24 protein-coding genes are annotated in these 25,437 nt (G+C 61.3%); 11 read left to right on the plus strand and 13 right to left on the minus strand.

The window, feature by feature from the left end; translation table 11 throughout:
• Positions 1-47: 47 nt before the first annotated feature.
• Positions 48-941, minus strand: coding sequence for an acyltransferase (locus tag ACFOGH_RS11940; RefSeq protein ID WP_380073293.1), 894 nt, complete (start codon positions 939-941; stop codon positions 48-50).
• Between the two features lie 144 nt (positions 942-1,085).
• Between ACFOGH_RS11940 and ACFOGH_RS11945 the strand changes: the two genes are divergently transcribed.
• Entirely contained in the window at positions 1,086-1,832 is a 747-nt protein-coding gene (locus ACFOGH_RS11945) for a WecB/TagA/CpsF family glycosyltransferase (RefSeq protein WP_380073294.1), read from the plus strand.
• Here the strand turns inward: ACFOGH_RS11945 and ACFOGH_RS11950 are convergent, their stop codons facing one another.
• Positions 1,833-2,780, minus strand: coding sequence for a glycosyltransferase (locus tag ACFOGH_RS11950; protein WP_380073295.1), 948 nt, complete (start codon positions 2,778-2,780; stop codon positions 1,833-1,835). It lies immediately after the preceding gene.
• A gap of 340 nt (positions 2,781-3,120) precedes the next feature.
• On the opposite strand from ACFOGH_RS11950, the gene ACFOGH_RS11955 reads away from it, so the two are divergent.
• The gene (locus tag ACFOGH_RS11955) at positions 3,121-3,990 is read left to right on the plus strand and encodes a CpsD/CapB family tyrosine-protein kinase (protein WP_380073296.1); all 870 of its coding nucleotides are present in this window, start codon (positions 3,121-3,123) and stop codon (positions 3,988-3,990) included.
• 2 nt (positions 3,991-3,992) lie between these two features.
• Complete coding sequence (locus ACFOGH_RS11960) at positions 3,993-5,351, plus strand: GumC family protein (protein ID WP_380073297.1); 1,359 nt, start codon at positions 3,993-3,995, stop codon at positions 5,349-5,351.
• A 69-nt stretch (positions 5,352-5,420) separates the two neighbouring features.
• Here the strand turns inward: ACFOGH_RS11960 and ACFOGH_RS11965 are convergent, their stop codons facing one another.
• The 8 genes from ACFOGH_RS11965 to ACFOGH_RS12000 all read right to left on the minus strand — a co-directional run bounded on the left by ACFOGH_RS11965 (position 5,421) and on the right by ACFOGH_RS12000 (position 12,410).
• Positions 5,421-6,140, minus strand: coding sequence for a sugar transferase (locus tag ACFOGH_RS11965; protein ID WP_380073298.1), 720 nt, complete (start codon positions 6,138-6,140; stop codon positions 5,421-5,423).
• Between the two features lie 419 nt (positions 6,141-6,559).
• Positions 6,560-6,736 (minus strand): hypothetical protein, encoded by a 177-nt coding sequence (locus tag ACFOGH_RS11970; protein ID WP_380073299.1) that lies wholly within the window; start codon positions 6,734-6,736, stop codon positions 6,560-6,562.
• A 131-nt stretch (positions 6,737-6,867) separates the two neighbouring features.
• Positions 6,868-7,743 carry a glucose-1-phosphate thymidylyltransferase RfbA gene (rfbA, locus tag ACFOGH_RS11975; RefSeq protein ID WP_380073300.1) on the minus strand — a complete coding sequence of 292 codons (876 nt, stop codon included), beginning with the start codon at positions 7,741-7,743 and terminating at the stop codon, positions 6,868-6,870.
• A gap of 21 nt (positions 7,744-7,764) precedes the next feature.
• A complete protein-coding gene (locus tag ACFOGH_RS11980) occupies positions 7,765-8,529 on the minus strand; it encodes an FkbM family methyltransferase (RefSeq protein ID WP_380073301.1) in 765 nt (254 codons plus the stop codon).
• The gene (gene rfbD / locus ACFOGH_RS11985; protein ID WP_380073302.1) at positions 8,530-9,381 is read right to left on the minus strand and encodes a dTDP-4-dehydrorhamnose reductase; all 852 of its coding nucleotides are present in this window, start codon (positions 9,379-9,381) and stop codon (positions 8,530-8,532) included.
• The gene (rfbB, locus tag ACFOGH_RS11990; RefSeq protein WP_380073303.1) at positions 9,378-10,421 is read right to left on the minus strand and encodes a dTDP-glucose 4,6-dehydratase; all 1,044 of its coding nucleotides are present in this window, start codon (positions 10,419-10,421) and stop codon (positions 9,378-9,380) included. The genes rfbD and rfbB overlap by 4 nt, the downstream gene beginning before the upstream one ends.
• Complete coding sequence (gene rfbC, locus ACFOGH_RS11995) at positions 10,418-10,981, minus strand: dTDP-4-dehydrorhamnose 3,5-epimerase (RefSeq protein WP_380073304.1); 564 nt, start codon at positions 10,979-10,981, stop codon at positions 10,418-10,420. The genes rfbB and rfbC overlap by 4 nt, the downstream gene beginning before the upstream one ends.
• A gap of 76 nt (positions 10,982-11,057) precedes the next feature.
• A complete protein-coding gene (locus ACFOGH_RS12000; RefSeq protein ID WP_380073305.1) occupies positions 11,058-12,410 on the minus strand; it encodes an oligosaccharide flippase family protein in 1,353 nt (450 codons plus the stop codon).
• Between the two features lie 162 nt (positions 12,411-12,572).
• Between ACFOGH_RS12000 and ACFOGH_RS12005 the strand changes: the two genes are divergently transcribed.
• The gene (locus tag ACFOGH_RS12005) at positions 12,573-13,844 is read left to right on the plus strand and encodes a glycosyltransferase family 4 protein (RefSeq protein ID WP_380073306.1); all 1,272 of its coding nucleotides are present in this window, start codon (positions 12,573-12,575) and stop codon (positions 13,842-13,844) included.
• Positions 13,841-14,626, plus strand: a complete 786-nt coding sequence (locus ACFOGH_RS12010; protein WP_380073307.1) for a hypothetical protein — start codon at positions 13,841-13,843, stop codon at positions 14,624-14,626. Before ACFOGH_RS12005 ends, ACFOGH_RS12010 begins: the two co-directional genes overlap by 4 nt.
• Before the next feature lie 150 nt (positions 14,627-14,776).
• On the opposite strand, the gene ACFOGH_RS12015 is transcribed toward ACFOGH_RS12010, so the two are convergent.
• On the minus strand, positions 14,777-15,415 hold the full coding sequence (locus ACFOGH_RS12015; RefSeq protein WP_380073308.1) for an SGNH/GDSL hydrolase family protein: 639 nt from the start codon (positions 15,413-15,415) through the stop codon (positions 14,777-14,779).
• Between the two features lie 107 nt (positions 15,416-15,522).
• Between ACFOGH_RS12015 and ACFOGH_RS12020 the strand changes: the two genes are divergently transcribed.
• From ACFOGH_RS12020 to ACFOGH_RS12030, 3 genes are read left to right on the plus strand one after another with little or no spacing between them, the layout of a single operon-like run.
• The gene (locus tag ACFOGH_RS12020; protein WP_380073309.1) at positions 15,523-16,428 is read left to right on the plus strand and encodes a tetratricopeptide repeat protein; all 906 of its coding nucleotides are present in this window, start codon (positions 15,523-15,525) and stop codon (positions 16,426-16,428) included.
• A 26-nt stretch (positions 16,429-16,454) separates the two neighbouring features.
• Complete coding sequence (locus ACFOGH_RS12025) at positions 16,455-17,096, plus strand: LON peptidase substrate-binding domain-containing protein (RefSeq protein ID WP_380073310.1); 642 nt, start codon at positions 16,455-16,457, stop codon at positions 17,094-17,096.
• A complete protein-coding gene (locus tag ACFOGH_RS12030) occupies positions 17,093-17,275 on the plus strand; it encodes a Trm112 family protein (RefSeq protein WP_380073311.1) in 183 nt (60 codons plus the stop codon). Before ACFOGH_RS12025 ends, ACFOGH_RS12030 begins: the two co-directional genes overlap by 4 nt.
• Before the next feature lie 18 nt (positions 17,276-17,293).
• Here ACFOGH_RS12030 and ACFOGH_RS12035 read toward each other — a convergent pair whose 3' ends face one another.
• Both ACFOGH_RS12035 and ACFOGH_RS12040 read right to left on the minus strand, forming a co-directional pair.
• The gene (locus ACFOGH_RS12035; protein WP_380073312.1) at positions 17,294-17,740 is read right to left on the minus strand and encodes a hypothetical protein; all 447 of its coding nucleotides are present in this window, start codon (positions 17,738-17,740) and stop codon (positions 17,294-17,296) included.
• A 126-nt stretch (positions 17,741-17,866) separates the two neighbouring features.
• On the minus strand, positions 17,867-19,093 hold the full coding sequence (locus ACFOGH_RS12040; RefSeq protein ID WP_380073313.1) for an FAD-dependent monooxygenase: 1,227 nt from the start codon (positions 19,091-19,093) through the stop codon (positions 17,867-17,869).
• 88 nt (positions 19,094-19,181) lie between these two features.
• Here ACFOGH_RS12040 and ACFOGH_RS12045 point away from each other — a divergent pair, with 88 nt between their 5' ends.
• The 3 genes from ACFOGH_RS12045 (at position 19,182) to ACFOGH_RS12055 (ending at position 25,133) form a co-directional block, all read left to right on the plus strand.
• Positions 19,182-20,513: an amidase gene (locus ACFOGH_RS12045; protein WP_380073314.1), complete on the plus strand. Its 1,332-nt coding sequence runs from the start codon at positions 19,182-19,184 to the stop codon at positions 20,511-20,513.
• A 381-nt stretch (positions 20,514-20,894) separates the two neighbouring features.
• Positions 20,895-22,073 (plus strand): aminotransferase class I/II-fold pyridoxal phosphate-dependent enzyme, encoded by a 1,179-nt coding sequence (locus ACFOGH_RS12050; protein ID WP_380073315.1) that lies wholly within the window; start codon positions 20,895-20,897, stop codon positions 22,071-22,073.
• Between the two features lie 12 nt (positions 22,074-22,085).
• Positions 22,086-25,133 (plus strand): DNA translocase FtsK, encoded by a 3,048-nt coding sequence (locus ACFOGH_RS12055; RefSeq protein ID WP_380073316.1) that lies wholly within the window; start codon positions 22,086-22,088, stop codon positions 25,131-25,133.
• Positions 25,134-25,437: the final 304 nt, after the last annotated feature.

Genomic DNA, 25,437 nt, shown 5'->3' on the forward strand with positions numbered 1-25,437 from the left:
CAGCGTCTTAGCACAATAGGATGGTGCTGACCAACACGCGCTGCCGCTCAGGTCACACGCAGAAAGAACGGGATGCGCCGCAAGATCACCACCGCTGCCCAACTCATCCCGAACGTGCTGAGCGTGGCAATCATCCGGTCAACATCGGGCCCCGCGAATTTATACGTCACCAGCATGAAGAACGGGTGTAACAGATAGATGCCAAACGCGGCCTGCCCCAGCTTTGGCAACATCTTGTGCTGCATCTGCACCCGCCAAAAGCTTTCGAAAAGCACAACCGCCGCGAACACCGTCCAGGCCCAGGGTGCCTGTTCGGTCACAAGGTAAGCCCCCGTTGCCATCGCGGCACCCGCAACCAACGGCCAAACCGCACGTCCCATCGGGTGCGCCAAGCCCACCAACAAGCCCAGAGTATAAACCGGCAGCGAATACAGCCATTGCGGCAGTGGTGCTGGCGGCGCGTAGTGGTGCATTGCCCAGAACATCGGCACCGAGATCACCACAAGCCCCAACAACACCGCCGCCAACCGCTCGGGTGTTGTGACAAACTGCCCAACCGGTTTCACCAGCAACATCGCCAGCATGATGAATGGCAAGAACCACAGATGAATCGCCGATCCCACGAACAGCGTCCACGGGTCTTGCAGCAACTGCCACTTGTCCGGCGAATCCGAAACCTTCAGATCAACCAGCCGGAAAAACGCCGACCAGAACAGCCACGGCAGCAACAGCCGCACCGCCCGCGAGCGAAAGTTGTATCTGCCGCCGGCGCGCTGATAGGATTGCATCGCCAGAAACCCGGTCAGCACCAGAAACAGCCCCAGCGACAGGTGGCCGACCCAGTCATCCTCCAGCGCATAGGCATGCGCCGCCACGATGCCAAAGCAGGCAAGGAAGCGGGCCAGATCAACCGATTGGCGATGACTGCTGATGTTACTCATCCTTTGTGCGTAAGCCATAATGCCAAAACGATGCAACGGCTTCGGTGCTGCGCCTGCGAAACAGATTGTTCGCATTTCCCCGATTTCCCGCCATATATCGGCCATGGTCCCATGCCATGCGCGTGGACAAGCAAGAGAGGTCCAGTGCAGTTTCGGTTTGATACAACCACGATCACGGTCAACATTCGCAACCGTGCCGCTCTGCTCGCAGCAGCAGGGCAGCGCTTTCGTGATCGGCAAGGCTTTGCCTTGGCAACGATCAACCTTGATCATCTGGTGAAACTGCGCGCCTCGCCCAGCTTTCGCGCGATTTATGCCGCGCAAGATTTCGTGGTGGCCGACGGCAATCCGATTGTCTGGCTGTCACGTCTAGCCCGTCGCCCGGTCGAACTGGTCCCCGGTTCCGATATGGTTATTCCGCTGATCGCGCTTGCCGTGCAATCAGGGTGCCGCGTTGCCCTGATCGGCACGACAGACAGCGCACTTGCTGCCGCATCGGCCGCGCTACAGGCGAAAATCCCCGGCTTGGAGATCGACTTGACAATCGCTCCACCGATGGGTTTTGATCCGCAAGGCCCCGAGGCCCGCGCCATCCTTGCCCGCCTGAACGCCGCCGACATCGGCTTTTGCGTCATCGCCTTGCCCGCCGGCAAGCAAGAGGTGATCGCAGCCGTTGGCCGCACCCATGCGCCACATACCGGCTTTGCCAGCTTCGGCGCCGGTCTGGATTTCCTTGCCGGCACTCAAACCCGCGCGCCGCGCTGGATGCGCCTGTTCGCGATGGAGTGGTTGTGGCGCGCTTTGTCCGACCCGCGCCGGATGATCCCGCGCTACGCCGCCTGCTTTGCGATCCTGCCCGCGCAGATCATCGCCGCGCTGAAGCTGCGCTAATCATTTGTATTCGATCAAACCGCGCCCGCGCCCGCGCACGCGATTGACCCAATAGCTCACCACCCCCCGCGCTTCAGCGAATTTGCCGATCACGGTGAAAAACCCCCAAGCCCAGCCGCCGCGCCGCGCCAGCCGCCACATCTGCGCCGGGTAAATCAGCGCCAACAGCCAGCCGAGCGGATGGATCACCGCCGCCACAACCACAGCCACAGGCAGCGCAATCCCCCACAGCACCGCCCGCCGGGTCTCGGCCAGCCAATGCCGCTCGGGGGCGGCACCATAGCGAGCCGACCCTTCCGCAAACGCATAACCCGCCCGCACCATCCGCCGCCACCACTGCCCGAACCGCTGCAAATTGGCGTCGTGCAACGTCATCTCGGCATCAATCCGCCAAATCTCACCACCCGCCCGCGCCAACCGCAAGCACAACTCCGGTTCCTCTCCGGCGATCAGGCTCGCATCATAGCCACCCACCGCCTGCACCGCCGCAAATCGCATCAACGCATCCCCGCCACAGGCCCGCGCCTGCCCGACAGGCGTATCCCATTCGATATCCGCCAATCGGTTGTAAACCGAGGCCTGCACAAACCGCTCACGCCGCCGCCCACAGACCACCACTGCCGCCGGATGCGCTGCAAACCCGGCCAACGCAGCAGTCAGCCAGCCCGGCCGCACCTCGCAGTCGCCATCGACGAATTGCACAAACTCCGGCGCGTCCAGTACCGCCAAGCCAGCATTACGCGCCCGCGCGGCGGTAAAGTTTTGCCGCATATCCAGCGCCACAACATCGGCCCCCAAGGCCCGCGCCGCCGCAACCGAGCCATCGGTCGAGCCGGAATCGACATAGACCAGCCGCCGCACCCGGCCTTGCAGCGATTGCAGACAGCCGATCAGCCGCGCACCCTCATTGCGCCCGATCACCACCGCGTCAATCACCGCATCTTGCATCCGACACCCCTTAAACTGCCGCCAATCTAAGGCCATGTTTGCGCCTTGGCTATGCCCCGCTGCATATGCAGCATCGCCTGCAAGTCTTTCAATTCGGGGGAAGTTCAGCTATGTATTGCCCTTCTAGGCGGGGGCCTGGACGAATCTTTCGCCGCACTGCACCGCAGGGTGCCAGGCTGGTTTATGGCTCGTTCTGCACCACCCCCAGCCTTGGTTGGGTCTTTGTTTACAAAATTGCGCCCTGTCCGGCGCAGTTGCGCAGGAGCCTGACCTTCGGATGAGCAGATACAATATCTTGACGTCGCGGCCCATTGGCCCCGCAGATCTGGAGATTAGCGCCATGACTGCCAACCAGAGCGGCCCGCGCAAAGACGGCAAATCCGCGGGCATTTCTGTGTTCGGCACTGGCCAAACAACCGCGCCGCATGATGTTTCCCCCGATCTGCTGACCGGGCGCGAGATTTTCTCAAGCAACCTTCCAGCCCTGTTCAACCCTGCCCGCGTCTGGGAATCGCTTGCCGCCATTCAGGCCGACACCCGCTCAAAAACAGGAAACGGTTTGTTTCTGGAAGCCTCATCACATCCAGCCGCCACCGCATTTGATATCTTGCGCACCCGGCTGCTGCGCGGTCTGGCCGAGAAGGGCTGGAAGCGCATCGCCGTCACCTCGCCTACTCACGGCTGTGGCAAGTCTTTTGTGGCCACCAATCTTGCCTTCGCACTGGCCCGCCGCCCGGCCAGCCGCACCGTGCTGATGGATTTCGATCTGCGCCACCCCGAGATCGCCCAGATCCTTGGCGTGAAAGACGACATCGACCTTGGCGCTTTCCTTGCTGGCCATCAGCCACTGGAAAGTGAATTCCGCCGCTTTGGCCGCACCCTTGCGCTGGGGCTGAACACGCATCCGATTTCGCAGGCTTCGGAAACCCTTCACGATCCCGATACCGTGGTGGCACTCGCCGCAATGATCGAACAGCTTGATCCCGAAGTGGTGATCTACGATCTGCCCCCGGCCTTGGCCAATGATGACCTGCTGGCGCTTGGCCCCTCGCTGGATGCCGTGCTGCTGGTGACAGACGGCTCAAAGACCTCGCCAGAAGAAATCCGCGCCTGCGAAAAACTGTTCGAGGGCCGGATTCCCCTGCTCGGCGTGGTGCTGAACCGCGCGCAGGATTTCAATGCGGGCCGCTACCGCTACGCAAAGACATAACCATGGGCCAGATTCAATCTATCGAAGAACTCATCAGCCTGCTGCTGCGTCGGCGCTGGATGATCATCCTGATCACCCTTGCAGGTCTGCTGGGCGCTGTAATCTTCGCCAAATCCCGGCCCGACGTGTTTGAAACCGCCGCTGTGATCCAGATCGAAGGCGCGCAGGTGGCAGAGCCCACAACACCGGGCGGGCAGGCTCAGCCGGATGGCGGCGGTGCTGCGCAAATCCTGCAAACCATCGAACAACGCCTGACCACCCGCGATGCCCTGACAGCGGTGATCGAACGGCACAACCTGTTTGCCGACCAGCCGCAGATGACCAGCGACGAAAAACTCGTCGCCCTGCGCACCGCCGTCACCTTTCAAGCCGTCGATAGCGCAGGCGGGCAAGCCTTTGGACAGGGCCGCAGCATATCCGCCATCATCATCTCGGTCCGCTACGGCGACCCAAACACTGCAGCCGAGCTTGCGAATGATTTCGCCCAGGGAATCCTTGATCAAAGCGCCGCAGGGCAGCGCGACCGGGCCGACAAGAATGTAGCTTTCTTCAAAGAGGAAGAGGCCCGCATTTACGATCAGATCAGCAAACTCGAAGCCGAAGTCGCTGATTACAAAAACACCCATGCCGATGCGATGCCGACACTTTCGGATGCGCGTCGCGACGAAATCGTCAGCCTGTCCGATGATCTGCGGCAGGCCACGCAAAGCCTTGTTGGCCTACAGGGCGAACAGGCTGCCATTGCCGCCAAGCCGCAGCAGCGTGAGATCGACAAACGTCGGCTCGACGATATCGCCACCCAGATTGACGTGCTGAACGCACAAGTTGCCTCGATCAACGCGCGCAAGGCAGATGTCGAGGCTGCACTTTCCGCCACGCCCGAAGTGGAAAGGGTTCTGGCCGGATATGATCGCCAGCTTCAGCAGTTGCAGGGCCAGTACGACAATGTAATGCAGCGCATGGCCGAGGCCGAGACGACCCAGCGCCTCGCCGAACGCCAACAGTCCGAGCGTTTCACCCTGCTCGACCGCGCCCTGTCACCCGATTACGCCATCGGCGGCGGCAAGAAGAAAATCGCCATCGCCGGGGCAGTTGCCAGCCTGCTTGGGGCCATCGCTTTGGCTTTCCTGCTGGATCTGGCCAAGCCGGTTGTGCGCACCGCAGCGCAGATGCAGCGCCAGCTTGATCTGGAGCCGGTGGTCTGCATCCCCGAAATCCGCGCACCAAAAGGTCGGCTTGGCAGTGCCGCGTTGCGCCTGATCGACGACCCAAAACGCCCGATCTTCGGCCTGCCCCGCTTTGCCGTCATCGCCGCCGTTGTTACACTTGCATTGGTACTGACGGCAGCGGTAATCGGCTAATCCGAGCCATTAGGCCAGACATGCAAAAGCCCGCTTCACCCATGAAGCGGGCTTTGTCTTTGCCGAAGCTCAGTAACCCGTGCCGTTGACCACAACGCCAACCGTGGCGGCCAATACCTTCACATCCGTCAGCATCGACAGATCGGCCTCGTAGGCATCATCAAACGCAGCCCGCGCCTCAAACGTTGTGCGGTTGCGCCCCGAGGTTTGCCAATAACCCGTGATCCCCGGCCGCAGCGCGTAATAGGCTTGCCCCGGGTATAGGCTCTGCTGGCTGATCATCATCGGGCGCGGCCCCACCAGGCTCATATCGCCCACCAGCACGTTCCAAAGCTGTGGCAACTCATCCAGCGAGGATTTACGCAAAAACTTACCCATGCGGGTGATGCGCGGATCGGCCTTCAGCTTTTGCGTGCTGTCCCACTCCAGCCGCGCCTCGGGATTGGCGGCCAGAAATTCCTCCATCCGCTCATCCGCGTCACGCACCATCGAGCGCAGTTTCCACATCCGAAAGCGTTTGCCGCCCTTGCCGACGCGCATCTGCGAATAGAACGGGCTGCCGCCATCGCGCGCCACCAACACCGCGGCAACCGCGACAATCGGCAACACCGCAGGTGCCGCCACAACAATAGCCGTCACATCAAAGGCGCGCTTGAAAAACCGCCGGTAGGGCCCCCGCCCCGTTGGGCTGACAGCGACCAGACGAGACGCCGCCAGGTCATCAGACCGCTCCTCCGCATCGGCCGAAGCAGAGCGGAAGCTGTAGAACTCTCGATAATTAATCGTCATTGCGCGTCACCAAACGGCATAATGACACCACCACCCTGCCCTACCTTCACGTAGGATTCAGGAAACAAATCAATCACCCGTATGCCGGGATCCGATCAGAAATTAGCAGTTCATTTGCCGCACTTAACAAGTACGCCCCCACAGGCAATTTAGCCGTTTCACGGGGGGCTTGGCGACAGCTATTGCTGCGCTACGAACATATTTAAGCCATTTTCACCAAGATATTTGGCCTTATTGCCGCCATGATCTTGCCACGTTTGAAACCAGCGCAACCTTGACGTGAGCGGTGGAAAACGGCCTCCGCCGCAGGTGCATACTGGGCACGCAGGTGCAGCATCACAGCGCGAATCACCTAAAACGCCAAATGCGTCGAAACGCCAAGGCATTGTTTCCACATGATCAACAATTCAGCGCTGCGTTCAGTACCGATCCATCGACTGACGCCCAAAAGCCACCGTCGCAAATGCCATGACCGCAACGATCCCGCCCAATGGATAGGACAGTACCGCATGCAATGCGCTGACATCATGCGCCAGCGACACTGCCAAAGCAGTCGCCCCACCTGAAATCGCGCTCAGCACTATGCCGACAATCATCTTTCACCGCGCCTTGATCAGACTAAACCTGACAGGCTTAGTCTTGCAGGATTCCGAAACAATGCTAGCGAAAAATGCAAAAAATCCGCCGCATCGCGACAAAATTCAACCTGTGCGCGAAGTTTTGCCGGTTACTCGGAAACAATCCCCAGCAAATACCGACCATAGTCGTTCTTTCTGAAAATATCGGCCCGCGCCTGTAGATCGCCCTTGCTGATCCACCCCGCGCGATAGGCGATTTCATCCGGGCATCCCACCTGCAAACCCTGCCGCGCCTCCAGCGTGCGCACGAAGTTTCCCGCGTCCAGCAAACTGCCATGTGTGCCGGTGTCGAGCCAGGCAAAGCCGCGCCCCATTTTCTCGACCGTCAGGCTACCCTCGGCGCGATACATCTCCAGCAGGTCGGCAATCTCCAACTCACCGCGCGGCGAGGGCTTTACCCGCGCCGCCAACTCCGGTGCGCGCCCATCCAGGTAATATAGCCCCGTCACCGCGTAATTCGACGGCGGCACCTCGGGCTTTTCAATGATTGCCTGCACCCGGCCTTCTGCGTCAAACTCCACCACACCATACCGCTCGGGATCAGCGACGCGGTAGCCGAACACCGTACCACCCATATCTTTCGCCGCCGCCGAGGCCAGAATTTCCGGCAATCCGTGGCCGAAAAAGATGTTATCGCCCAGCACCAACACCGAAGGCGCGCCCGCCAGAAAATCCTTCGCCAAAAGATAGGCCTGCGCCAGCCCATCCGGGCTTGGCTGCACGATATAGCTCAGCGAGATCCCCCACTGGCTGCCATCGCCCAGCAGCCGGATGAACTGGCTTTGATCGTCAGGCGTGGTGATAATGGCAATCTCGCGCACACCGCCCAGCATCAGCACCGACAGCGGATAATAGATCATCGGCTTGTCATAGATCGGCAGCAACTGCTTCGAGACGCCCATAGTGATCGGCCAAAGCCGCGTGCCCGAGCCACCCGCCAGAATGATCCCCTTGCGCTTCATCATGATATACAGGTCCCTTGAATGCTATGCCGGGCGTTTTTCTGCAGAAAAGACAAAGATCTTGTTTGTCACTTTGGCGTAATGGGTATCTTTCCAGACATCAACATATCCCAGATCGGCAAAATAATCAGTCACCAGCTTCATATTGTCGTTAGAGATTTCAATGAAAACAACCGGGTGATGCCGATCAAGCGTCTTTTTTAGCCCCATAAGGCAAGGCACTTCATGACCTTCGACGTCGATCTTGATGAAATCAACGCCACTTTCAAGGAACACATCGTCACCAGTAACAAGCCGCGTCTCATTGAACCGAGCTGGATCGCGATCAACCAGATGCAAATTGCTGGCATCCAGAATCTTCGAATTGCCAAGGTTATTGTCGCCACCGCGCCAGCTCACTGCAGCACCGCTTTGGTCAGACATGCCAAAGCCGATGTATCGCCTGTCGACATTCGGGCATCCGCCATTGCTGTCAAGGTTGGCCACAAGCAAACGCATAGCCTCGGCATTTGGCTCGAAAGGCAAGATGCGCGCATTCGGGAATTTCTTGGAATAGTACACGGCATGGTTCCCGACGTTGCTTCCCACGTCTGCAATGGTGTCACCATCCTTGATGTACTTCACCATCTCAAGAATTTCTGGGAAGTCAAAGAGAGAACCAGAAAGCAAGACCTTTTGAATGGCATCATTCGGATTGCCCACATTAAAGGTAAAATCCATTCCCTCTACAGAGAAAGTCGAGACCAAGTAGTCGGCCGATTTCACGCCCGCAGAAACATTTTCAGCCATTTACAAACTCTCCTCGTTGATAATTCCAGCCAAACAAAGCTCCCATTGGGGGCGCTTCAAGCCAAATTCCGCAAGTCGTGAACAATCCATCCGCGAATTCAGCGGCCGCTTGGCAGGTGTTGGGTAAGCGCTAGACGGAATATCCTGCACCACACAAGCCAGCCCCGCCTGCGTCATAATAGCGCGCGCGAAATCGGCCCAGGAACAATCGGGCGCACCCGCGAAATGCTGCACGCCGCCCGGCTTGCCGGCCAGCAAACCCGCCGCCATGACATAAAGCGCGTCGGCGATATCCGCCGCTGGCGTCGGCCCGCCAATCTGGTCCGCCACCACATTCAGACTTTCGCGCTCACGCCCCAGGCGCAGCATGGTCTTGACGAAATTCGCACCATGCGCCGACACCACCCAAGAGGTGCGCAAGATTACATGCACGCCACCTGCGGCTTGCACCGCCTGCTCGCCCGCCAGTTTCGTGCGCCCGTAAGCCCCCAAAGGGCCCACAGGATGATCCACCCCAAACGGCTGATCCCCCATGCCATCGAAGACATAATCGGTCGAGATGTGCAAAAACGGCAGGCGCCGCGCCGCACAGGCACGCGCCATCGCACCCGGCGCATCGCCGTTCACAACCAAGGCCGCCGCTTCTTCGGTTTCAGCTTTGTCCACCGCCGTCCAGGCCGCCGCATTGATCACCACATCGGCATTGCTCGCCATCACCGCCGCGGCACAAGCCGCGGGATCAGACAGGTCAGCCTGCGCGCGCCCCAGAAACTCTGCCGTCACACCGGCTGGCAATCGCCGCGCTAGTTCCCGAGCCACTTGCCCGGTTTGGCCGAAAACGAGCGCCTTCACGCCTTCACCCCCAACCGCACACCCACGCCCGCACGCGCCTGCAACGGCTTCCACCAGGCTTCATTGTCCAGATACCATTGCACGGTCTTCTCAAGCCCCTGCTCGACCGTCACACTCGGGCGCCAGCCCAGTTCGTCTCGGATACGGCTGGGATCAATCGCATAGCGCGCATCATGCCCCGGTCGGTCGGTGACATAGGTGATCTGATCGGCGTAAGAGCCCTGCGCCTTCGGCCGCTTGGCATCCAGAATCCCGCACAACGTCCGCACCAGTTGCAGATTGCTGCGCTCATTCTCGCCGCCGATATTATAGCTGCGCCCCAGCTTGCCCTTTTCCACCACCAACAGCAAAGCATCGGCGTGGTCCTCGACGTAAAGCCAATCGCGCACGTTTGATCCATCGCCATAGATCGGTAAAGGCTTGCCCGCCAAGGCATTCAAAATCACCACCGGGATCAGCTTTTCCGGGAAATGGAACGGCCCGTAGTTGTTCGAGCAATTCGTCAACACCACCGGCAGGCCATAGGTTTCATGCCATGCCCGCACCAGATGGTCACTCGCCGCCTTGCTGGCCGAATAGGGGCTGCGCGGATCGTAAGAGGTCTCTTCGGTGAACTGCCCCGTAGTCCCCAGCGAGCCGAAAACCTCATCCGTGCTGATGTGATGAAACCGAAACCCCGCCGGCTTGCCAGCGCCCAGCCAATAGGCTCTTGCGGCCTCCAGCATGTTATAGGTGCCGTTGATATTGGTCAGGATGAAATCCCCCGGCCCGTCGATGCTGCGATCCACATGCGATTCAGCCGCCAGATGCATCACCACATCCGGGCGATGAACGCTGAAAATCTCATCCAGCCGCGCACGGTCGCGAATGTCGGCCTGCTCGAAACTGTAAAGGTTCGACTCGGACACAGAGGCCACATTCTCAAGGCAAGCCGCATAGGTCAGCGCGTCGAGATTGACCACTTCATGCCCGCGCGCCACCGCCAACCGCACCACAGCCGAGCCGATAAAGCCCGCGCCCCCCGTCACCAGAATCTTCATGCCTGCACCCATTCAAACGGTGACACAACATCCCGCAAAAACGGTGCCACTGCATCCTTGCCCGAAAGAACGGGCGACCCTGTCAGCCCCCAGTCAATGCCAATCTCGGGATCATCCCAGCGCACGCCGCCATCACAATCGGGCGCATAAACATCAGTGCATTTATACTGCACCTCGGTATGGGGCGCGCGTGTCACGAACCCGTGCAGAAAGCCCTTTGGCACCAGCAACTGACGCCCATTCTCCGGCGACAGCTCAACCCCGATCCAACGCCCAAAAGTCGGCGAGCCGCGGCGGAAATCTACCGCCACATCAAAAATCAACCCCGCCGTGCAGCGCACCAGCTTGTCCTGCGCCCGCGGCGGCGCCTGATAATGCAAGCCCCGCAGCGTTCCGACGGTTGCCGACATCGAGTGATTGTCCTGCACAAACCGCAGATCTAGCCCAGCCGTTGCCATCGCACTGCCATTCCAAGTCTCGGAAAACCAGCCGCGATCATCGCCAAACCGTTTCGGCGTAATGATCACCACGCCCGGCAATTCCGTTTCTTCAATCTGCATCATCTTGCCCGTTCAGAACTGTGTTGTCGCCGTCTTAGCCCATTCTGCCAGCCAGACACAGATGGAAAAATCACAGTCAGATCAGCACGAACGGATTGCCGTTCACCCATAGCCCCAGCGCGATCATCACCGCGGCAATGGCAAACATCAGCACATCGTTCTTCCAATCCCAAGCCCGATGTTTATGCGCCAGCAAAACCACCGCCGGATACACCGCCACCAGCGCAATCAGTTGCGCAAACAGCGCGCCATGCAGCCCCGCGATCTGGATGCCAACCAGAAACGCCACCGTCTGCGCTGCAGCCTTCAGTGCCTGCAGCCAGAAGTAATTGCGCGAATCCCCCGCAGCCAATGCCGACTGATCGTAGGTAATCCCTAGCGCCTCGGGCATCTGACACCACGCCACCGCCACCAGGATCAGCCCCGCCGCCGCATAGCGCTCATCATACATGAACCCAATCAGCGGCACGCCGATGATCGCCACAAATCCCAGCAGAAACAACGTGCCACCCGAAATCGCCCAGCGCAGCTTGCGCATTTTCGCATAGTTCGCCGCCGACTCTGCGGGGTGATGATCGCGGTAAAGCGGGATCATCACCCTGCTGTTCACCGCGCGCGCCAACAGCAGGGGAAATGAGGCCAGGAAATACGCAATATTATAAACGCCCAACTGCTCAAGGCTCAGGTAATGGCCGAAAATCGCCTTGTCGCCCTGCGCCAGCGCAAAGCCGCAAGCGGTGGACATGAAAATCCACTTGCCGAAGTGGATCAGCTCATGCCCCGCCGATTTATCCCAGTGAAAGCGGTTGGCAGGCCCCGGCAGATACACCCAAGTCAGCACCAGTTTCGCCAGCGATCCGACAATCGCACCAATCACCAGCCCCCAGACCGAATGCGTCGCAAGCGACAGCGCTACCATCGCCACAATCCCGATCGCCTGCGCGATCAGGTCCAGCAGCGTCACCTTGCCCAGCAGCAAATGCCGCGTCGCAGTATCAATTCGCGTCGGATTGAACCCCGAGATGAACAACGAGATCCCCGCCACCGGCAGCAGATACTTCAACTCGGGCGCATGATAGAAACTCGCCAAAGGCCAGGCCAGCGCGCATGTCACCAGCCACAGCATCGTGCCGCGAAACGCGTGAATGGTAAACGCGGTGTTCAGGAAATCCGGATCGTCGCCGCGTTTGTTCTGCGCGATGGATGCCGAAACCCCCACATCCGAGAACATCACCATGCCCACCAGCACCACCGAAACAAGCGCCATCACGCCAAAGGCATCAGGCGCCAGAATCCGCGTCAGAATCAGGTTGGACGCCAGCCGCATCACCTGCGTCAACACATAAGACCCTGCCGTAAAGGCCGAGCCGCGCATCGCACGTGCAAACAGACTTTTCCCCGCAGGCGCGGCACTATTCAGCTCAGACATCCAAAAACCCTTAAAGACTGCGCCGCGACCCTAGGCGGATGCGGGTAACGCGTCAATGAAGGCCGGTTTGGCAACAATCTGCGGGTGAAATCGGTAAAATTGCCTTACTCTTGCCAAAAGCCGCCCCTATTGACCAAGGCTTCGACGTAATACGGTGCCGCCATGCAAATTGCCTACCTGATCAACACCTATCCGAAACCCTCACATACCTTCATTCGGCGCGAAATAGCGGCACTTGAGGTGCTTGGATGGCAGGTGCACCGCTTTGCCATGCGCTCTGATCGTGGTTCCTTGGTGGATCCTGTCGATTTCATCGAAGATGACAAGACCGAACATGTGCTGGAAATCGGCGGCAAAAACCTGCTGCGCTCCAGCCTCGGCTGGATGATCCGGCACCCCAAACACGCGCTCGCTGGCCTTGCGATGGCGGTCCGCTGCGGGCGGCGCGGCAATTCCGGTGGCCCGGGCACCGGCGGCCTGCCCCGCCATCTGATCTATCTGCTGGAAGCCGCCCATATCGCCCGCCGTGCCAATGACCTTGGCATCGCCCATATCCACGCACATTTCGGCACCAACTCGGCCACCGTCGCCATGCTGGCCGAAGCCCTCGGCGGCCCCGGTTTCAGCTTTACCGTCCATGGCCCGGAAGAATTTGATGCCCCCCGCGCGTTTTCCTTCCCCGAGAAAATCGCCCGCGCCCGCTTTACCGTCGCGATCTCCAGCTTTTGCCGCAGCCAGCTGTTCCGATGGAGCCAGATCCCCGAGTGGCCGAAGATCAAAGAGGTGCATTGCGGCGTCGATACCGCAGGCTACCCAGCACCCGCGCCAATGCCCGAAGGCGGCCCGCATTTGGTCGCCATTGGCCGTCTGTGCGAACAAAAAGGCTTCCCCGTCCTGATCGAAACCATGGCCTTCGCCGCCAAACGCCTACCCGGTCTGACCCTGACCATCTGCGGCGACGGTGAGTTGCGCGAACTGATCGACGGCGAAATCGCCCGCCACGGCATCGCAGACCGCATCAACATCGCCGGTTGGGTGGACGAATCCGGCGTCCGCGCCGCCATCGCTGCCGCCCATGCGCTGATCCTGCCCTCGCTGGCCGAAGGCCTGCCGATGGTGGTGATCGAGGCGATGGCCTGCGGCCGCCCCGTCATCTCCACCTGCATCAACGGCGTGCCGGAACTGCTGACCCCGAACGAAGGCTGGCTTGTGCCCGCAGGCGATCCCGAAGCACTCGCCGACGCGATTGTCGAACTGTCCCACACCCCGAACGATCAGCTTGCCGAAATGGGCCTCGCCGCCCGCGCCCGCGCCATGTCCCGGCACGACGGCATGACCGAAGCCGCCAAACTGGCTGGACATTTCGCCGAGGCGTTGAAATCTGAGGCAGTGGCCAACCGCCCCCTGCACAGCGAAACCGTGAATCCTGCATGACCTACGCCCTGATCTGCGCCAGCCATAATGATGAAATCCTGAACGCCAATCTGGCGCGCTCCCCCATGATCACCGAAGGCCGCGTGCCGCTGCATCTGCAACGCGGGGCGACCTCGGCTGCCGTGGCCTATAACCGCGCCATTGACACCACCGACGCGGATATCCTGATCTTCGCCCATCACGACGTTTACCTCCCCCGCGGCTGGGAAGACCTGCTGACCCGCCGCCTGCGCGAAGTTGCGGCACATGACCCCAACTGGGCGCTCTACGGCCCATTCGGCGTCGGGCTCGATGCCAGCCACATCGGCCCGGTCTGGTCCTCCAGCATCGGCCTGATCGTCGGCCGCGTCCCCACCACCCCCGCCGAAGTGCAAAGCTATGATGAAATGGTCATCGTCATGCGCCGCTCTGCCGGCTTGCGGTTTGATGAGGCGCTGCCCGGCTGGCACATGTATGGCACCGATATCGTCACCACCGCCCGCACATGCGGTCTGCACGCCTATGCCGGTGCCCTGCCCACCATCCACAACGACCGCTATCACGACCACCTGCGCGACGATTTCGTGCAGTGCTACACAGCTATGCGCCACAAATGGCGCGATCATCTGCCGCTGCGCACCCCGATCATCAAGATTTCGAAATCCGGCCTGCACCTCTATAAAAACCGCTGGCAAGACTACCGATCCGAGAAATTCCGCGCCAACATGTCAGTCGGCATAAACCACGCACCAGAATACCTCGCCTCAATCTGCGGCTGGTCCGACCTGACCGCTTCGGCTTAATTGAAACAAGATTAAAATTTGCGCCCGCCCCAGCCAGCCCTTGCCGCGCCCAACAACTTCATCTTGGCTTAAATACTCCCGCCGGAGGCTCCTGCGGCCAATGTCGGATGCCTCCGGCGGGAGTATTTAAGCCAAGATGAAGCCAATCGCCTAAATCATTTCGCGCAGCTTTGCCGTCACAGCCTCGGCCAGCTTGGCATGTTCGCCCTCATCAAAATGCACGCCATCCAGCGGGCTGACCTTAATCACCTGTCCCGCATCCAGAAACGCGATCCCGCGCGCCGCAGCCAAAGCGGCATACATCGGTGCCAAAGCCTGCGAGCGCGCGGCCCCGCCCCAGAACTCATCCTTGATCGGCCCGACCTCGACCACCGGGGTCGGGCACACCAGCAAAATCTTGAACCCGCCATGCCGCTCCTGCATCAGCCGATGCTGCGCGATGTCAAGCAGCCCGGCGATCCCGCCCACCACCGCCTCGGGCGTTGCGGTGAACCGCGCTTTCACGTCGTTGGTGCCCAGCATCAGCACCAACAGATCCAGCGGCCCGTGGCTTTCCAGCGCGATCTTCAGTCCCGCCTGTCCGTTCATATGCGCGCCCATGATCGGATCATCGAACTGCGCCGTCCGCCCCGGCAGCCCCTCCTCGACGACTTCCCAGCCCAAAGCCGCCTGCACGCGGGAAGGCCAGCGCACGCCTGCTCCATAGCGCTCATACCGCGCCAGATCGACAATCGGCGGCGTTCCATGCGTGTTACTGTCGCCAAAGCACATCACAACCGGCATCATCATCCCCCATTTTGCGCCACGCTACGCAGCCCGCGCCACAGCGTAAACCCCCTTCCCCTTTCGCCCCCCGCCCCCCATATATACGCCAACCAACGACATCGAGGCTTTCCATGTTCGGCACCCCAGCACCCGCCCCCACCAGCGATCTGATCATCGACGGATCCGAAGCCACCTTCATGCAAGATGTGATCGACGCGTCGCAAACCGTGCCGGTCATCGTCGATTTCTGGGCACCTTGGTGTGGCCCCTGCAAAACCCTTGGCCCCGCGCTAGAAGCCGCCGTGACGGCCGCCAAAGGCCGCGTGCGGATGGTCAAGATCAACGTAGATGAAAATCAGGCGGTTGCCGCCCAGTTGCGCATTCAGTCGATCCCGACCGTCTTTGCCTTCTTCCGCGGCCAGCCGGTTGATGCCTTCCAGGGCAATATCCCCGCTTCCGACCTCAAGCGCTTTGTCGATAAACTCGCCGCCATGGGGCCAGAGCCGGACAACGGCCTTGCCGATGCCATCGCCGCCGCCGAGACGATGCTGGAGGATGGCGATTACGCCGATGCGATTGAGACCTTCACCGCCATCCTGGAAGAAGAACCCGAAAACGCCGTCGCCTACGCGGGCCTGATCCGCGCACATCTGGCGCTTGGCGATCTCGACCTTGCCGAGACCCTGATCACCACCGCCCCCGGCACGCTGGCCAAAGCCAAAGAGGTTGAGGCCACTCGTGCCATGCTTGACCTTGCCCGCCAAGCAGCCTCCGCTGGCCCCGAGGATGATCTGCGCGCAGCCCACGCCGCCGATCCGAAAAACCCGCAAATCCTGTTCGACCTTGCCACCGCCCTGCATGCCAACGGCAAGGTGGAAGAGGCCGTCAGCACCCTGCTGGATCTGTTCAAACTGGATCGCGAGTGGAACAACAACGCCGCCCGCACTCAGCTTTTCACCATCTTCGACGCGCTGAAACCGCAAGACCCCATCGTGCTGGCAGGCCGTCGCCGCCTGTCGTCGATGATCTTTGCCTAATCGAAATGGCACACTAGCTAGAGGGTATGATGAAGCAAACCGACCTGCCCGATACCCTCGCCATTTTCCCGCTGCCGGGTGCGCTGCTGCTGCCGCGCGCCCGCCTGCCGTTGCATATCTTTGAGCCGCGCTATCTGGCGATGCTGGAAGACTGCATGAAAACCCCGCACCGGCTGATCGGCATGATCCAGCCACGCGAGGGACCGAACGGCGAAAAACGCCTGTCCGCGATCGGTTGCGCGGGCCGCCTGACGGCGTTTTCCGAAACCGAAGATCACCGCTATATGATCACCCTTACCGGGATCTCGCGCTTCCGCCTGCGCGCCGAGGTCGAAGGCTTTACCCCCTACCGCCGCGCCCATATTGATTGGCAGCCCTTCGCCCGCGATCTGGGCCGCGAGGAAAGCGACAAGGATTTTGACCGCGAACCCTTCCTCGCCCTGCTCGCCCGCTACTTCGCCACCCGCGATCTGGGCACGGATTGGAGCGGCATCAAAGCCGCCGACACCGAACTGCTGATCAACTCGCTGTCGATGTTGCTGCCCTTCGCCCCCGAGGACAAACAGGCGCTGCTGGAAGCGCCGTCGCTTGTCACCCGCCGCGAAACCCTTGTCACCCTTCTGGAAATCGCCCTCCATTCCGATGGCCGCGATGAGACCTTGCAATGATCGACACCCCCCCCCACGACCGCCGCATGCTAGAGGCGCTGGTCTGCCCCGTCACCCAAGCCGTGCTAACCTATGATGCGGAAAAGATGGAGCTGATCTCGAAAGCCGCCCATCTGGCGTTTCCGATCCGGGACGGCATTCCGATCATGCTGGTGAGCGAGGCGCGGGCGGTGGAGTGAAAAACGCGCAGCGCGTGATCAGCAGATTAGATTAGTTGCGGTGCTACCGTCAGAACTTGTGTCCAACACTTTGTTACCATTACTGCTATTAACGTCTGTCAAAACACATTCTGTAAGCTGTTCCGCAGACGCAGACCTAACCTGGCACAAGGCAAGGCCGCGAGCGGTGAAAAGCGATTTGTCTGCAAAGGCCTGATATGTAGCATTTGGCAACCCGTTTTCTTGCGGAACTGCCTGTCCTTGGCCAGCATAAAATGAGGCTAAAGCGAGACAATTCGCAATCCGCGACTGAACAGAGGACTCCGTAAAAGCCTCTTGAGTCAAAACGTTTTCTTGGCTTCCCTGACTAAGGGAAAGTGCTGCGACAAGAGCAGAGACGGCCAAAGACACAACCGATATTGCGAGCGTCAGTTTCTCATATTTCGACGTTTCAGCGCGCTTTACGGCGTCAATCTTTTGGCGCATGGTTCCCTCCAAACCTTCATTGTGCCAATAAAACTAGGTTCAAGTACCCCACGCAAGCGGCTCGATGCCGATACAGGGCTTTTAAGGTTTGATAACCGCATGTCCTAATCTACACGCTCGCGCCCCCTAAACCTCCATCCCCCTCAACAACCGTGGCACTTCCCCCGACAACCCCGCCGCCTGCCGCATGAAGCCCCGCCGCAGCCCCGGCAGAGCGTTCACCAGCCCCATCCCCAGATCACGCCCCAACCGCAACACCGGGTTATCGTTGGAGAACAGCCGGTTCACCCCGTCCATCCCCAAGGCCATCGCCGTGCTGTCGAACCGCCGCCAGCGCTGATATCGCTCCAGCACATCGGCAGCCCCGATATCCTCGCCCCGCCGTGACGCCTCAATCAGCACCTCGGCCAAGGCCCCCACATCGCGCAGGCCCAAATTCAACCCTTGCCCCGCAATCGGATGCACCCCATGCGCCGCATCGCCGACCAAAGCGACACGCGGGGCCACAAAGCTGTTCGCCAGGGTCAGGCTGAGCGGATAGGTGAACCGATCCCCCGCCAGCGTAATTTCCCCTAGAAAATCACCAAACCGGGGCCGCAAAGCCTCAAGATATTCCTCATCCCCCAACGCCTGAATAGCCGCCGCCTGCGCGTCCGTCTCACTCCACACAATCGACGAATGATGCCCCCCCACCAGCGGCAAAATCGCCAGCGGCCCCGAGGGCATGAAGAACTGCTGTGCAATGCCCTGATGATCCCGCTCATGCGCAATTGCCGTCACCAGCGCCGTCTGGCCATAGCCCCAGCCCGTCCGCCCGATCCCCGCCCGCGCCGCAACACCCGACGCGCGGCCATCACAGCCCACCAGAACCGAGCCGCGCACAACACGCCCCGAGCCCAGAACAACCTCAACCCCCGCCCCGGCCACACTCTGAGAAACCACCGTTTCCCCAGAGATCAGCGTCACCCCGCTATCCGCCATCGCGCCCAGAAATGCCGCATACAGCAGCCGATCCTCGGCCATGAACCCCATCGGGCCTTCTTCCATCTCGGCGTGATCAAAGGTCAGGAAAAATGGCGCGGGCCCTTGCCCCGCCACGCCATCGCTCGCCTTGATCTGCAAGATCGGCTGCACGCAGCCGCCAAGCCGTGGCCAAACCCCGATCACCTCAAGCAGCCGTTTTGACGCCACCGCCAGCGCATAGGCCCGCCCGTCAAACCCCGCCTCGGCCCGCGCCTGCGCTGGTCGCGCATCGACCACGATCACCCGCAGCCCCGCCCGCGCCAAAGCCACGCCCAAGGCCGGGCCATTCAGGCCCCCGCCCACGATCACGATGTCAGCATCTTTTTCCATGCGGTAAATATGGCCCAACCTGCGGCATTGTCCATGCGCCGCCTTGCCGCTACGCTTGGCCAAATCGCCGGCGAAAATGGGGAACAACATGAGCAAAACCTGGTCCAACATGACCGCCGCCGATCTGGGGCGAGAGATCGGCAAAGGTCGCATCAATCCGGTGGAACTGACCGAGTTTTTTCTGGAAAAGATCGCCATTCACGAACATTCCACCCGCATCTACGCCCGCCCCACCCCCACCCGCGCCCGGGGTGAGGCGATGGGTGCCGCCGCCCGCGCCAAATCCGGCCTGCGCCGGGGTTTGCTGGATGGTGTGCCGATCAGTTGGAAAGACCTGTTCGACACCGCGCAGATCGAAACCGAAGCAGGCTCGGCCCTGCTAAAGGGTCGCACGCCCCTGAAAGACGCCACCGTGCTAGAGGCCGCAACCCGCCAAGGCCTTGTTTGCCTTGGCAAAACCCATATGTCGGAACTCGCGTTTTCCGGCCTTGGCCTCAATCCCGTCACTGCCACCCCGCCCTGCATCAATGATGATCAGGCGGTTCCGGGCGGCTCTACCTCGGGCGGCGCGGCTTCGGTCGCCTTTGGCCTTGCACCTGCGGCCATCGGTTCGGATACCGGCGGTTCCGTGCGCGTTCCGGCCGCATGGAACGATCTTGTCGGGCTGAAAACCGCGCATGGCCGGTTGCCGCTGACAGGTGCTGTGCCGCTCTGCGACCAATTCGACACCATCGGCCCGCTTGCCCATTCGGTTGAGGATTGCGCCCTTCTGCTTGCAGCTATGGGGTCAGGCAAACCCGCCGATCTGGCCGGCAGCAGCCTGTCAAATGCCCGTCTGGCCGTGCTGAACACCGTCGCGATGGATGATCTGCGCCCCCGTCCCGCCGCGGGCTTTGAAGATGCCCTCAGCCGCCTCAGCCGCGCTGGCGCACAGATCAGCCATCTCGATCTGCCCGAAGTCGCCGAGGCGATGGCCCTCGCAGGCACACTTGTCACCGCCGAGGCCTATGGCATCTGGTCAAAGGTCATCGAAACCGCCCCTGAAAAGATGTTCCCCCGCACCTTGGAACGCTTCCGCAGCGGTGCCAGCATCACCGCCGTCGATTATGTCGCCGCGTGGCGGCGCTTGCACGACATCCGCCAGATCTGGGCCGAGAAAACCGCCGGATTTGATGCGATTGTGCTGCCCACTTCGCCCATCCTGCCGCCAAATGCCCACCGGCTGATGACCGACGACGCCTACTATGTCAAAGAAAACCTGCTGGCTTTGCGCAACACCCGTATTGGCAACATGCTGGGGGGTTGCGCGCTGACCCTGCCCACCGCACAACCGTCCTGCGGCATCTCTTTCATGGCTGGCCCCGGTCGGGAAGAACGCCTGTTGCGGCTCGGTGCCGCCGCCGAACGCGCGCTGGCCTGACAACTTTTCATCCGCCTCGGCAATCTGGCGAAGGCCATCGCCTTCGCCATGTGCTGCCGTTTTCGCACAAACCGCCGGGCCTCCATGGCCCGGCCAGCGCCCGCCCCGCCATCGGCGGGCGCTTCTCGCCCACCGGGGCAGGCACTGGCCTATTGTGATTGCAGGCTGAACGGATGATGCGGCAACCCCTCCGCACGGGCGGGAAAACGCAATGCGTTTTCTGATCCGCCCGACTGAAAGCTGTTGTTTCCCCCAAAACGATCCAAAAGCCACAAACCCGCCCAGCAAGCCCATATCCCATATGGGTTTTTCTGGACGCGCCCGCATGATCTGGTTATCGTGGCAGTGAACGGGGCGATATGACCCTGAAATGAGGCAGTAATGGCGTTTCCCAAGCGGTTTTCGAACCTGCCGGATTATGCGTTTCCGCGTTTGCGGAAGCTTCTGGACGCATATGCGCCCGGCGGTGAGACCATTTCCATGACCATCGGAGAGCCCCGGCATCCGATTCCCGATTTTGTCGCGCCGATTATGGCTGCCAGCATCAATGACTTCGCGGTCTATCCAGCCAATGACGGCACGCCTGAATTGCTGGCGGCGATTTCCGGCTGGATCAACCGCCGCTACGGCGCACAGATCGCGCAAGATCAACTGATGGTCCTCAACGGCACGCGCGAGGGCCTGTATAACGCCTGCATCGCCCTGTCGCCGGAAACGAAAAACGGCAAACAGTCCATCGTCTTGATGCCGAACCCGTTTTACCAAGTTTACGCCGTCGCCGCTGTCACCGTCGGGGCCGAGCCGCTTTATGTCCCCGCCACTGCCGCCACGGGTTTCCTGCCCGATTACGCAGGCTTGCCGCCTGAAATTCTTGACCGCGTGACCATTGCCTACATCTGCTCTCCCGCCAATCCGCAGGGCGCGGTCGCCAGCGCCGACTATTGGAAAACCCTGCTGGCCTTGGCGGAAAAGCACGATTTCACCATCTTCGCCGATGAATGCTACTCTGAGATCTGGCGCAGCACCGCGCCCACCGGCATCCTCGAAGTGGCACAAGCGACCGGCGCCCACCCCGAGCGTGTGTTCACCTTCCACTCGCTGTCAAAACGCTCCAACCTGCCCGGCCTGCGCTCTGGCTTCGTGGCAGGCGGCGCGAAAGGCATCGCGCAAATCCGCAAACTGCGCTCTTTCGCAGGCGCACCCTTGCCGCTGCCGATCCAAAAGGTCTCGCAAGCCGCTTGGGAGGATGATGCGCATGTCGCGGCCTCCCTCGCGCTTTACCACGCGAAGTTCGACGCGGCGGATGCGATTTTCGCAGGCCTTCAGGGTTTCAAAACCCCCGAGGGCGGCTTCTTCCTTTGGCTGCCCGTCGAGGATGGCGAGCAAGCGGCACTGAAAGCATGGCGCGAAACCGGCGTCCGGGTGCTGCCCGGCGCGTATCTGTCGCGCAACGCAAACGGGGAAAACCCCGGCAAAGGCTATATCCGGGTCGCCCTCGTGGCCCCCAAAGAAGAAATGCAGCGCGGGCTGATCCAACTCCGCGACTGCCTCTACGGTTGAGGACAGGGTATCATGGCATCTTATCAAGCACGGCAACGCGACCCACTTCTCGACCAAGGCACCACGGCCATGCTGGAACGCCGCGGGCGTGAGCTGCTGGGGATCGCCCTGATCCTAGGCGCCTTCGCCTTCCTGTTGATGCTCGGCAGCTATTCGCCCGAAGATCCGGGCTGGATGGTCGCCACCGATGAACCCGCCGCCAACACGCTGGGCCGCTTTGGCGCAGCGCTGGCCTCCACCCTGATGATCATCGGCGGCAAAGGAGCCTGGGCCATCCCGATGATCCTCGCCGCCTGGGGCCTGCGCTTTGTGCTGCATCGCGGGGCCGAGCGTGCGATCTCGCGCATGGTGTTCGCCGTGATCGCCGTCGCCATGGCCTCGGTCTACGCCGCCACCCTGCTGCCCTCGGCGATGTGGGTGCACAGCTTTGGCATGGGCGGGTTGTTCGGCGACACCGTTGTCGGCGCGCTGATGAACATCATCCCCGGCACTTCGGCCATCGGCCTGAAACTGATCTCGCTCGCCTCAGGCGCTGCGATGATCGCCCTGCTTTTGTTCGTCACCGGCTTCAACCTGCCCGAAATCCAAGCCGCCTTCCGCTTCCTGATCACCAGCCTGATCTACAGCTATTCCATCCTGCTGGGCGCTGCTGGCAAAGGTGCCGAAGGCACCACCCGCGCCGCCGCCGCCATCCACGCCCGCCGCAAACGCGCCGCAGCCGAGGCCGCGCAACCCGATGCCACCCTGCGCGCGCCCGCCGACTGGCGCGAAGACCGCGCCCCCGCCACCACCATCCGCCGCGCCGAACCGGCGGTCGAGGCACCTGCCGCCTTCGGTCGCCCCAGCACCCTGCGCGCCGATGCGCGCTACCCCGAACCGCTGGCCGAGGCACCGCAATACGCCCCGCCGCGCGAAAAGCTGGGCCTTCTCGCCCGGATGCCCGCCCTGATGCGCCGCAGCGTCGATCCCGAACCCGAACTGATCGAACCGATGCTGTCAGAATCCGCCGATCACGCCGACATGCCCTCTGATGATCGCATCAAGTCGCGGATTTCCGACGCCATCCGCTCGCGCACCCGCCCGCCAGAAGCACAGCTTTCGCCGCTTGCCGCCGCCATCCAGCGCCGCGAGCCGCCGCTGCAACGCCCGCGCGGCCCGAAACCGCTGATCGCCGATACCCGCCCGATCCAACGCATCGAGCCGCCCGTCATCGCCCCCACAGCGCCACTGCACAACGTCCCCGCAAGCCCGCTGCACAATGCTTTCGTGGGCTCTACCGACGATCAAGACTTTGATCTGCCGCAGGAAAACCACTTCGCCCTCAGCGATGAAGGCATAACCGATGACTACGACGCAGGCTACGACGCCTACGAACCCGATCACATCCCGGCGGAATACATCCCCGCCGCCGCTGCCCCGCTGGCAGCCCCCCGCCCCCTGCCCGCAGCCGAGCGTCGCCCGGTCGTGCAACACGCGGTGAAAAAGCCCGTCGCCCCCTCGACCCGCGCTGCAGCCGAGGCGCAACCCCGCCTGCGCTTCGACGATCCCGCACCGGCCTACGAACTCCCGCCGCTGTCGCTGCTGACCCCGGCGTCCTCCGTGCAACGCCACGCGCTGTCCGATGAAGCGCTGGAGGAAAACGCCCGTATGCTCGAATCCGTCCTCGACGATTACGGCGTCAAAGGCGAAATCGTCTCGGTGCGCCCCGGCCCGGTGGTGACGATGTACGAACTTGAACCCGCCCCCGGCCTGAAAGCCAGCCGCGTGATCGGCTTGGCCGATGATATCGCCCGGTCGATGTCCGCCCTGTCCGCCCGCGTCTCTACCGTGCCGGGCCGCACCGTCATCGGCATCGAGCTTCCCAACGCCACCCGCGAAAAGGTGGTGCTGCGCGAGATCATCAGCGCCCGCGACTTTGGCGACAGCAACATGCGCCTGCCGCTCGCCTTGGGCAAAGACATCGGCGGCGATCCCATCGTCGCCAACCTTGCCAAAATGCCCCACCTGCTGATCGCAGGAACCACCGGCTCGGGCAAATCCGTCGCCATCAACACCATGATCCTGTCCTTGCTGTATAAACTCAGCCCGGAAGAATGCCGCCTGATCATGATCGACCCGAAAATGCTGGAACTGTCGGTCTATGACGGCATCCCGCACCTGCTTTCCCCCGTCGTGACCGACCCGAAAAAAGCTGTCGTGGCTTTGAAATGGGTCGTGTCCGAGATGGAAGAACGCTACCGCAAAATGTCGAAAATGGGCGTGCGCAACATCGAAGGCTACAATGGCCGCGTGCGTGAAGCGCTGTCGAAGAACGAAATGTTCAAGCGCACCATCCAGACCGGGTTTGACGAAGACACCGGCGAGCCGATGTTCGAAACCGATGAATTCCAGCCCGTCACCATCCCATATATCGTGGTGGTGGTGGATGAGATGGCCGACCTGATGATGGTCGCCGGCAAGGAAATCGAAGCCTGCATCCAGCGCCTTGCCCAGATGGCCCGCGCCAGCGGTATCCACCTGATCATGGCCACCCAGCGCCCCTCGGTCGATGTGATCACCGGCACCATCAAGGCCAACTTTCCCACCCGGATCTCCTTCCAGGTCACGTCAAAAATCGACAGCCGCACCATCCTGGGCGAACAGGGTGCCGAGCAACTGCTGGGCATGGGCGACATGCTTTACATGGCAGGCGGTGGCCGTGTGTCGCGTATCCACGGCCCCTTCGTGTCGGATGAAGAGGTTGAAGAAATTGTCAACCACCTGAAATCCTACGGCCCGCCGGTCTATATGTCGGGCGTCATTGACGGCCCCGAAGACGAAAACGCCGCCGAGATCGACACCCTGCTGGGCCTCGGCTCGGATGGCCTTGACGACAGCCTCTATGATCAAGCCGTCGCCATCGTCGCCAAAGACCGCAAATGCAGCACGTCGTATATCCAGCGCAAACTTGGCATCGGCTATAACAAGGCCGCAAAACTGGTGGAACAGATGGAAGAACACTCCGTCATCAGCCCCGCCAACCACGTCGGCAAGCGCGAGATCCTGCTGCCCGAGCATTGATCCGCTCACCCACAGCCAAGGCCAAAACGCGCGAAGTTCCCCTTCGCGCGTTTTGCTTTGCAGGCACTCTCTGCAATTTCATCTGTCAAAAAAATATCCCCGCCGGAGGCTCCCACCTTGCAACAAACCCCACGGCCTTCAGAAAAAAGAACACTGCGTCCCGCCCCCGCGGCCTCGCCCCTTCGGGTCTTGGCCGCTGGTCTTGGTCATCCTCTGCGTGAAAATATCCCCGCCGGAGGCATCCGACATCGGCCAAAGAAGCCTCCGGCGGGGATATTTAAGAACGGATGAAACGGGGGGAATA

Source organism: Cypionkella sinensis (assembly GCF_042646385.1).
GTDB lineage: Bacteria > Pseudomonadota > Alphaproteobacteria > Rhodobacterales > Rhodobacteraceae > Cypionkella > Cypionkella sinensis.

What these genes read in the sequence shown, in the direction of transcription:
- ACFOGH_RS11970 (WP_380073299.1), bottom strand. Translation starts at nt 6,736, where the DNA reads ATGATTGTCGGCATAGTGCTGAGCGCGATTTCAGGTGGGGCGACTGCT.
- ACFOGH_RS12020 (WP_380073309.1), top strand. Translation starts at nt 15,523, where the DNA reads ATGTTCGGCACCCCAGCACCCGCCCCCACCAGCGATCTGATCATCGAC.
- ACFOGH_RS12045 (WP_380073314.1), top strand. Translation starts at nt 19,182, where the DNA reads ATGAGCAAAACCTGGTCCAACATGACCGCCGCCGATCTGGGGCGAGAG.
- ACFOGH_RS11955 (WP_380073296.1), top strand. Translation starts at nt 3,121, where the DNA reads ATGACTGCCAACCAGAGCGGCCCGCGCAAAGACGGCAAATCCGCGGGC.
- ACFOGH_RS12000 (WP_380073305.1), bottom strand. Translation starts at nt 12,410, where the DNA reads ATGTCTGAGCTGAATAGTGCCGCGCCTGCGGGGAAAAGTCTGTTTGCA.
- ACFOGH_RS11940 (WP_380073293.1), bottom strand. Translation starts at nt 941, where the DNA reads ATGAGTAACATCAGCAGTCATCGCCAATCGGTTGATCTGGCCCGCTTC.
- ACFOGH_RS11980 (WP_380073301.1), bottom strand. Translation starts at nt 8,529, where the DNA reads ATGGCTGAAAATGTTTCTGCGGGCGTGAAATCGGCCGACTACTTGGTC.
- ACFOGH_RS12050 (WP_380073315.1), top strand. Translation starts at nt 20,895, where the DNA reads ATGGCGTTTCCCAAGCGGTTTTCGAACCTGCCGGATTATGCGTTTCCG.
- rfbB (WP_380073303.1), bottom strand. Translation starts at nt 10,421, where the DNA reads ATGAAGATTCTGGTGACGGGGGGCGCGGGCTTTATCGGCTCGGCTGTG.
- ACFOGH_RS11950 (WP_380073295.1), bottom strand. Translation starts at nt 2,780, where the DNA reads ATGCAAGATGCGGTGATTGACGCGGTGGTGATCGGGCGCAATGAGGGT.
- ACFOGH_RS12030 (WP_380073311.1), top strand. Translation starts at nt 17,093, where the DNA reads ATGATCGACACCCCCCCCCACGACCGCCGCATGCTAGAGGCGCTGGTC.
- rfbC (WP_380073304.1), bottom strand. Translation starts at nt 10,981, where the DNA reads ATGCAGATTGAAGAAACGGAATTGCCGGGCGTGGTGATCATTACGCCG.
- ACFOGH_RS12055 (WP_380073316.1), top strand. Translation starts at nt 22,086, where the DNA reads ATGGCATCTTATCAAGCACGGCAACGCGACCCACTTCTCGACCAAGGC.
- rfbA (WP_380073300.1), bottom strand. Translation starts at nt 7,743, where the DNA reads ATGATGAAGCGCAAGGGGATCATTCTGGCGGGTGGCTCGGGCACGCGG.
- ACFOGH_RS12015 (WP_380073308.1), bottom strand. Translation starts at nt 15,415, where the DNA reads ATGATGATGCCGGTTGTGATGTGCTTTGGCGACAGTAACACGCATGGA.
- ACFOGH_RS11965 (WP_380073298.1), bottom strand. Translation starts at nt 6,140, where the DNA reads ATGACGATTAATTATCGAGAGTTCTACAGCTTCCGCTCTGCTTCGGCC.
- ACFOGH_RS12010 (WP_380073307.1), top strand. Translation starts at nt 13,841, where the DNA reads ATGACCTACGCCCTGATCTGCGCCAGCCATAATGATGAAATCCTGAAC.
- ACFOGH_RS12005 (WP_380073306.1), top strand. Translation starts at nt 12,573, where the DNA reads ATGCAAATTGCCTACCTGATCAACACCTATCCGAAACCCTCACATACC.
- ACFOGH_RS12035 (WP_380073312.1), bottom strand. Translation starts at nt 17,740, where the DNA reads ATGCGCCAAAAGATTGACGCCGTAAAGCGCGCTGAAACGTCGAAATAT.
- ACFOGH_RS11960 (WP_380073297.1), top strand. Translation starts at nt 3,993, where the DNA reads ATGGGCCAGATTCAATCTATCGAAGAACTCATCAGCCTGCTGCTGCGT.
- ACFOGH_RS12025 (WP_380073310.1), top strand. Translation starts at nt 16,455, where the DNA reads ATGATGAAGCAAACCGACCTGCCCGATACCCTCGCCATTTTCCCGCTG.
- ACFOGH_RS12040 (WP_380073313.1), bottom strand. Translation starts at nt 19,093, where the DNA reads ATGGAAAAAGATGCTGACATCGTGATCGTGGGCGGGGGCCTGAATGGC.